The following is a 6644-nucleotide window of genomic DNA, read 5'->3' on the forward strand; positions in this document are numbered from 1 at the left end:
GACTGGCGCCGCGTCGCTACCCGTTACGACCGCTGCCCCACCACCTTCTTCTCCGCCATCGCGCTCGCCGCCACCATCATCTTCTGGCTATGACCAATGAGTCCTGACCCTAGCCCAGCGGCGGTTCGGCGGGGTCGCCGTGCATGTCGATCTCGCGCACGCCGCGGGTGCGGCGGGCGGTGTTGACCAGCTCGCGAAGCTTCTCGCGGCGGGCACGGGCTTGCGCCACGTCGCGGATCACCAGCGGGGCGTCGCGCGTGGTCTCGTCTGACGAGGCTATGCTGATCGTGCCGATGTCCGCCAACTGGTTGACGATCGAGAAGTCGATGCGGACGTCCTTCACCCGATAGAGCTCGATCTCGTCGATCGACTTCCGCAGGATGCCCTTGTGGAGGATCAGCCGATCCTCCGTGATCTCATAGGCGATGCCGAGATTTTCGAACCATTTGAGGAGCAGCACCACGATCGCGACGACGAACAGCAGCGGCGCGACCCAGGCGGCGCCGGCGAGCATGCCCTGGGCGAGGAAATAGAAGGTGCCGATCAGCCCGACCAGCAGCAGGAAGCAGGTGCCCCAGCCCGCGAGCGTGCCGATCAGCCAGCCGAGCGTGGAGGAGCGGAAACGGTCCAGGACTTGCGGCATGCGTGCGGGCCTCGCTCGGTTTGACGGAAAGGAGGGGAGGATAGCGCGGATCGGCGGCGAGTGAAGCGCAATCTCCCTCTCCGGGAGCGGACCGGCTCGGCTGGTATATTTGTCGCGTGGCGGCGGATCGAAGAGCTGCGAGAAGTCGTGCCGGTCGCGCGCGATGAAGGACGCGAGGTAGTGGAGCCGGGCCGGGCCCATGAAGCTGGACCCGAACAGGCGCGGATAGTCGTAATTCACTTCGACGAAGATCAGCCCCTCACCCTAGCTTGCCGGTGCCGGATCGCCCGCGCCGATCACCTTCGCGTCGAGCTCGATCGTCCTGCCGCTGGCGAAGGACAGTTCGAGCGGCACCGTCTGGCCGGGCTTCACCGCCGGCCCGATCGAGAACAGCATCACGTGGCGGCCGCCCGGCGCGAATGCGAGCTTGCCGCCGGCCGGCACCGCGACGTCCTTCAGCGGGGCCATCGACATCATGCCATGGTCGCCCTTCGTGCTCTCGTGCAGCTCCGCCTTGAGCGCGGCCCGTGAGGAGACGGAGAGCAGCGTGTCGGCCTTCGCACCGCCCTGCACGGTGAAATAGGCCGCCCCCGGCTGGCCGGCGACGGCGGGCAGCCGGACCCAGGCATTGCCCGCCGAAAGCTCGCCCGCCGGCGAGCAGGCCGAAAGTGCCGCCACCGTAACGATCGCCGAGAAATGCCGCATCCGCCCTACTCCCATTTCGAGAACCCTCTAGAAAGCCCTGCTTCTTGCGGCAAGCGCATGCGCACCTATATCCGGCAGCGTGACCGGTTCTCCGTGCTGCCTCCAAGCAGGGGCGTGGGGGCCAAGTTTTTGATTTTGAACTGGGGGCCAACGAGGGACCATGGCTAAAGTTATCGGTATCGACCTGGGGACGACCAACAGCTGCGTGGCAGTGATGGAGGGCGGCAAGCCCAAGGTCATCGAGAATGTTGAAGGCGCGCGTACCACGCCTTCGATCGTCGCCTTCGCCAAGGACGGCGAACGCCTGATCGGCCAGCCGGCCAAGCGACAGGCGGTGACCAATCCGGACAACACGGTTTTCGCGGTGAAGCGCCTGATCGGCCGCCGCTTCGACGATCCCGTCACCAAGAAGGACACCGAGCTGGTGCCCTACACCATCGTGCGCGGCGCCAATGGCGACGCCTGGGTGAAGGCGGGCGGCGAGGACTATTCGCCGAGCCAGATCTCGGCCTTCATCCTGCAGAAGATGAAGGAAACCGCCGAGGCCTATCTCGGCGAGAACGTCACCCAGGCGGTGATCACGGTGCCGGCCTATTTCAACGACGCGCAGCGCCAGGCGACCAAGGACGCCGGCAAGATCGCGGGCCTGGAAGTGCTGCGCATCATCAACGAGCCAACGGCGGCGGCGCTCGCTTACGGCCTCGAGAAGAACGACGGCAAGACGATCGCGGTCTATGACCTTGGCGGCGGCACGTTCGACATCTCGGTGCTCGAGATCGGCGACGGCGTGTTCGAAGTGAAGGCGACCAATGGCGACACCTTCCTGGGCGGCGAGGACTTCGACGCCAAGCTGGTGCAGTTCCTGGCCGAGGACTTCAAGAAGGCCGAGGGCATCGACCTCACCAAGGACAAGCTCGCGCTGCAGCGGCTGAAGGAAGCCGCCGAGAAGGCGAAGATCGAGCTTTCCTCGGCGCAGACCACCGAAGTGAACCTGCCCTTCATCACCGCCGACGCCAATGGGCCGAAGCATCTGGTGAAGACGATCAACCGCGCCGAGCTGGAGCGCCTCGTCGAGGACCTGATCCAGCGCACGCTCGAGCCGTGCCGCAAGGCGCTGGCCGATGCCGGCGTCAAGGGTTCGGCGATCGACGAAGTGGTGCTGGTCGGCGGCATGACCCGCATGCCGAAGGTCCGCCAGATCGTGAAGGAGTTCTTCGGCAAGGAGCCGCACACCGGCGTGAACCCGGACGAAGTCGTCGCCATCGGCGCGGCGATCCAGGCCGGCGTGCTGCAGGGCGACGTTAAGGACGTGCTGCTGCTCGACGTGACGCCGCTGTCGCTCGGCATCGAGACGCTGGGCGGCGTGTTCACGCGCATGATCGACCGCAACACGACGATCCCGACCAAGAAGTCGCAGGTCTATTCGACCGCTGATGACAATCAGCAGGCGGTGACCATCCGCGTCTTCCAGGGCGAGCGCGAAATGGCGGCGGACAACAAGCTGCTCGGCCAGTTCGACCTGGTCGGCATCCCGCCGGCGCCGCGCGGCGTGCCGCAGATCGAAGTGACCTTCGACATCGACGCCAACGGCCTGGTCAACGTGTCGGCCAAGGACAAGGGCACCGGCAAGGAGCAGCAGATCCGCATCCAGGCCTCGGGCGGCCTTTCGGACAGCGACATCGAGCAGATGGTCCGCGACGCCGAGAGCTTCGCCGAAGAGGACAAGAAGCGTCGCGCCGCGGCCGAGGCGAAGAACAACGCCGAGAGCCTGATCCACACGACGGAGCGCCAGCTCCAGGAAAATGGCGACAAGGTCGACGCCTCGCTGAAGGCGGAGATCGAGGCGGCGGTGGCCGAAGCCAAGGCTGCGGTCGACGGCGGCGACGCCGACGAGATGCAGGCCAAGAGCCAGAACCTCGCCCAGGTGGCGATGAAGCTCGGCCAGGCGATCTACGAGAAGCAGGCCGCCGAGCAGGCGTCGCCCCAGGCGGGCGCCGGCGCGGCGGCGGGTTCGGAGGCCGGCGGCGAGGAAGTCGTCGACGCCGAGTTCTCCGAGGTGGACGACAACAAGGCGTAACGAACGTCCCCTCCCTCTCACCGCATGCGGGGAGAGGGCCGGGGAGAGGGGGAGACGGGGTGGCGATGCGGATGCTTTCCAGCGGCGTGCCCCTCTCCCGACCAGCATTGGGTGAACAGCACCCCGTGCTGTTCAGATCATGCCGGGGGCATGATCGACCCAATGCTCCCCTGACGGGGAGAGGGCTTTTTGAATGACCACCGAAGTCGATTATTACGAGTTGCTCGAAGTCGAGCGCACTGCGGACGAGGTCACGCTCAAGTCCGCCTATCGCAAGCTCGCGATCAAATATCACCCGGACAAGAATGCCGGGTGCAAGGAGCATGAGGCCAAGTTCAAGGCGATCAACGAAGCCTATGACTGCCTGAAGGACCCCCAGAAGCGCGCGGCCTATGACCGGTTCGGGCATGCGGCCTTCAAGAACGGCATGGGCGGCGGCGGCCATGGTGCCCAGCCCGATTTCGGCGCGTTCAGCGACATTTTCGAAAGCGTGTTCGGCGAGTTCATGGGCGGCGGCCGCGGCGGCGGGCGCCAGGTGCGGCGCGGCGCCGACCTGCGCTACGACATGGAGATCACGCTGGAGGAAGCCTTTCACGGCAAGACCAGCGAGATTACCGTCGACGTCTCCGGGCATTGCGATACCTGCGATGGCACCGGCGCCAAGCCCGGCACCCCCGTGAACCAGTGCAAGCAGTGCGGCGGCCATGGCAAGGTCCGCGCGCAGCAGGGCTTCTTCATGGTCGAGCGGACCTGCCCGGTCTGCCACGGCGCCGGCGAAGTGATCGAGCAGCCCTGCCGCGACTGCCGCGGCGAGGGCCGGACCGACAAGACCAAGACGCTCAAGATCAACGTGCCGCCGGGCGTGGACGAAGGCACCCGGATCCGCCTGCAGGGCGAAGGCGAAGCGGGCGCGCGCAGCGCGCCGGCGGGCGATCTCTACATTTTCCTGCACGTCAAGAAGCACGCGATCTTCGAGCGCGAGGGCACCAATTTGTTCGCCCATGCGCCGATCAGCTTCACCACTGCGGCGCTGGGCGGCGAGATCGTCCTGCCCGGGCTCGACGGCGAAAAGCATGTCGTGAAGATCGCGCCGGGCACGCAGAGCGGCCGCGAGGTGCGCCAGCGCGGCGCGGGCATGCCGGTGCTGCAGGGGCGCGGGCGCGGCGACCTGGTCGTCGAGCTCGTCGTCGAGATGCCGACCAAGCTGACCGCGAAGCAGCGCGAGCTGCTCGAGGAATTCCGCGCGACCGAGACCGGCGACGAATGCCCCCAGGCGACCGGCTTCTTCGCCAAGCTCAAGGCGGCCCTGGGCTAGGTCGAGAATGCAAGCAGGCATCTGATTAGCCATCGTCATCCCCGCGCAGGCGGGGATCCAGGGCCAGGCGCCGCGCCGAGGTGGCGGGGTGTTGCCCTCTCCGGACGGCGTTCGCGCGGTGGTGCCGATATCCCGCATTACCCTGGATCCCCGCCTCTGCGGGGATGACGACGGGATTGTGGCAAACACCCTTATCCCGGCAAGCGCGCATCGCCATTGCTTTGCACCGCTTCGGTTCGGTTCGCTCCCATATGGGGGCTGCCCGGCTGCGATCGCGCGCGGATAGTCGCGTGTCTTGCAGGGCGGGGAGGCACCGATGTGGGCTTGGCTCAAGGCATTGCTGGCATTGCTGGCGCGGCTGTTCGGCGGCGGGGCGCCGAAGCCCGTGCCGCCGGTGCTGGCGGAGGAGGAATTCCGGCCCGGCCCGCCGCCGCCTTCGGGCATGCAGCAGCTGCTGGTGATGAACGGCGTCTTCCCGCAGGGTGGCCCCGCGCCCGCGCAATTCACGATCGGCATGATCGAGAGCTTCGCCGGGAGCTATCCGGCCTATGGCGCCAGGCCGTGCACCGGCGGCACGCTGCCGATCATGCAGAACCAGCCGCTGGCGGCGGTGATCGGGACCAATTTCGGCGGCGACGGGATGATGGACATCGGCGTGCCCGATCTGCACGCACGCGTGGCGATCGGCGGCGCGCCGGTGGGCGGGATGCGGCCGGGCGCGCTCGTCCTCACCTGGCTGATCGCGACGAATGCGGGCAGCGCGGCGCCGATGCCGGGCGCGGTGATGCCCTTTGGCGGGAACATGGTGCCGGCCGGTTGGGCACCGTGCGCCGGCGCGATGCTGGCGATCTCGCAGAATGTCGCGCTGTTCGAGGCGATCGGTACCGCGTTCGGCGGCAATGGCACCACAACTTTCCAGCTGCCGAGCCTGGAGGGCGCGGCGCCGGTGGGCATCGGGCCGGGCATGGCGCTGGGCCAGAAGGTGTCGGGCACCATCGACGGGTTGGGCCTGAACTATATCATCAACACCGGTGGTCCCCTCGCCCCCGGGAACGGCAATGGCGAGCCGCCGGCGAGCGGCGCCTATGCCGGGCAGGTGACGGCCTATGCCGGTGCGCAGATCCCGCAGGGCTGGGCGGCATGCGACGGCAGCGTGCTGGCGATCTCCGACTATCCGACGCTGTTCCAGGCGATCGGAGACATATGGGGCGGCGACGGCAAGACGAGTTTCGCGGTGCCCGACCTGCGCGGCCGGATGATGCCCGGCGCCTGAGCCGGTGCGATTCGTTACGTGAACGCAAGCTGCAAGGCGAGTTCAGCATCGCATCAGGCCGAATCGCCTAGACCCATCCTCGTTCCCGGTGCCGAGCCACCGGCCAAAGGAGGAGAAGAGATCATGCGTAAGATGCTTCTGGGCCTCGCGGCCATGGCCGTTGCCCTTCCCGCCCTGCCTTCGACCGCGATGGCGCAGCGCTATGACGGTTACCGGGGCGACGATGGTCGCTACGAGCGCGGCTATGACCGCGGCTATGACCGTCGTGGCTATGACCGGGGCTATGACGATCGCGGCTATTATGACGGCCCGAGCTGGCGCGGGCGCGACGGCCGCAACTATTGCCGCCGTTCGGACGGCACCACGGGCCTGCTGATCGGCGGTGTCGCCGGCGCGCTGGTCGGCCGCAGCATCGACCGCTACGGCGATCGCACCCCCGGCACGCTGCTCGGCGCCCTGGGCGGCGCGCTGCTCGGCCGGGCGATCGACAAGGACAGCAGCGGCGGCCGTCGCTGCCGTTGACGTGCGCCCCTGATTGTTACCACTCAGAGGTAGAGTCCGGCTCCTTCATGATGGTTGGTTGATGGGATGGCAACGTGCCTGGGGGCATGCCCCCAGGCACGTTGGCCGG

6 protein-coding genes and 1 pseudogene are annotated in these 6644 nt (G+C 67.4%); 5 read left to right on the forward strand and 2 right to left on the reverse strand.

The annotated features are described in order from the left end of the window. A pseudogene (locus FFS08_RS23085) lies at positions 1–93 on the forward strand (IS5/IS1182 family transposase); the annotation flags it as partial. A gap of 16 nt (positions 94–109) precedes the next feature. Here FFS08_RS23085 and FFS08_RS23090 read toward each other — a convergent pair. Both FFS08_RS23090 and FFS08_RS23095 read right to left on the reverse strand, forming a co-directional pair. Continuing rightward, positions 110–643, reverse strand: coding sequence for a PH domain-containing protein (locus FFS08_RS23090; protein WP_137865082.1), 534 nt, complete (start codon positions 641–643; stop codon positions 110–112). A gap of 264 nt (positions 644–907) precedes the next feature. Beyond that, entirely contained in the window at positions 908–1348 is a 441-nt protein-coding gene (locus FFS08_RS23095) for a copper chaperone PCu(A)C (protein WP_137865083.1), read from the reverse strand. A gap of 160 nt (positions 1349–1508) precedes the next feature. Here FFS08_RS23095 and dnaK point away from each other — a divergent pair, with 160 nt between their 5' ends. The 4 genes from dnaK to FFS08_RS23115 all read left to right on the forward strand — a co-directional run bounded on the left by dnaK (position 1509) and on the right by FFS08_RS23115 (position 6535). Beyond that, on the forward strand, positions 1509–3425 hold the full coding sequence (gene dnaK, locus FFS08_RS23100) for a molecular chaperone DnaK (protein ID WP_137865084.1): 1917 nt from the start codon (positions 1509–1511) through the stop codon (positions 3423–3425). 193 nt (positions 3426–3618) lie between these two features. Then, complete coding sequence (gene dnaJ, locus FFS08_RS23105) at positions 3619–4740, forward strand: molecular chaperone DnaJ (RefSeq protein WP_137865085.1); 1122 nt, start codon at positions 3619–3621, stop codon at positions 4738–4740. A gap of 316 nt (positions 4741–5056) precedes the next feature. Beyond that, positions 5057–6013, forward strand: a complete 957-nt coding sequence (locus FFS08_RS23895; protein ID WP_137865086.1) for a phage tail protein — start codon at positions 5057–5059, stop codon at positions 6011–6013. Between the two features lie 123 nt (positions 6014–6136). Beyond that, entirely contained in the window at positions 6137–6535 is a 399-nt protein-coding gene (locus FFS08_RS23115; RefSeq protein ID WP_137865087.1) for a glycine zipper 2TM domain-containing protein, read from the forward strand. Positions 6536–6644: the final 109 nt, after the last annotated feature.

It is taken from the genome of Sphingomonas sp. 1F27F7B (genome assembly GCF_005503355.1).
Lineage (GTDB): Bacteria > Pseudomonadota > Alphaproteobacteria > Sphingomonadales > Sphingomonadaceae > Sphingomonas.

Bases quoted from the DNA above. Each gene is read 5' to 3' on its own strand.
- dnaK (WP_137865084.1), top strand. From the start codon at position 1,509: ATGGCTAAAGTTATCGGTATCGACCTGGGGACGACCAACAGCTGCGTG.
- FFS08_RS23115 (WP_137865087.1), top strand. From the start codon at position 6,137: ATGCGTAAGATGCTTCTGGGCCTCGCGGCCATGGCCGTTGCCCTTCCC.
- FFS08_RS23095 (WP_137865083.1), bottom strand. From the start codon at position 1,348: ATGCGGCATTTCTCGGCGATCGTTACGGTGGCGGCACTTTCGGCCTGC.
- FFS08_RS23090 (WP_137865082.1), bottom strand. From the start codon at position 643: ATGCCGCAAGTCCTGGACCGTTTCCGCTCCTCCACGCTCGGCTGGCTG.
- FFS08_RS23895 (WP_137865086.1), top strand. From the start codon at position 5,057: ATGTGGGCTTGGCTCAAGGCATTGCTGGCATTGCTGGCGCGGCTGTTC.
- dnaJ (WP_137865085.1), top strand. From the start codon at position 3,619: ATGACCACCGAAGTCGATTATTACGAGTTGCTCGAAGTCGAGCGCACT.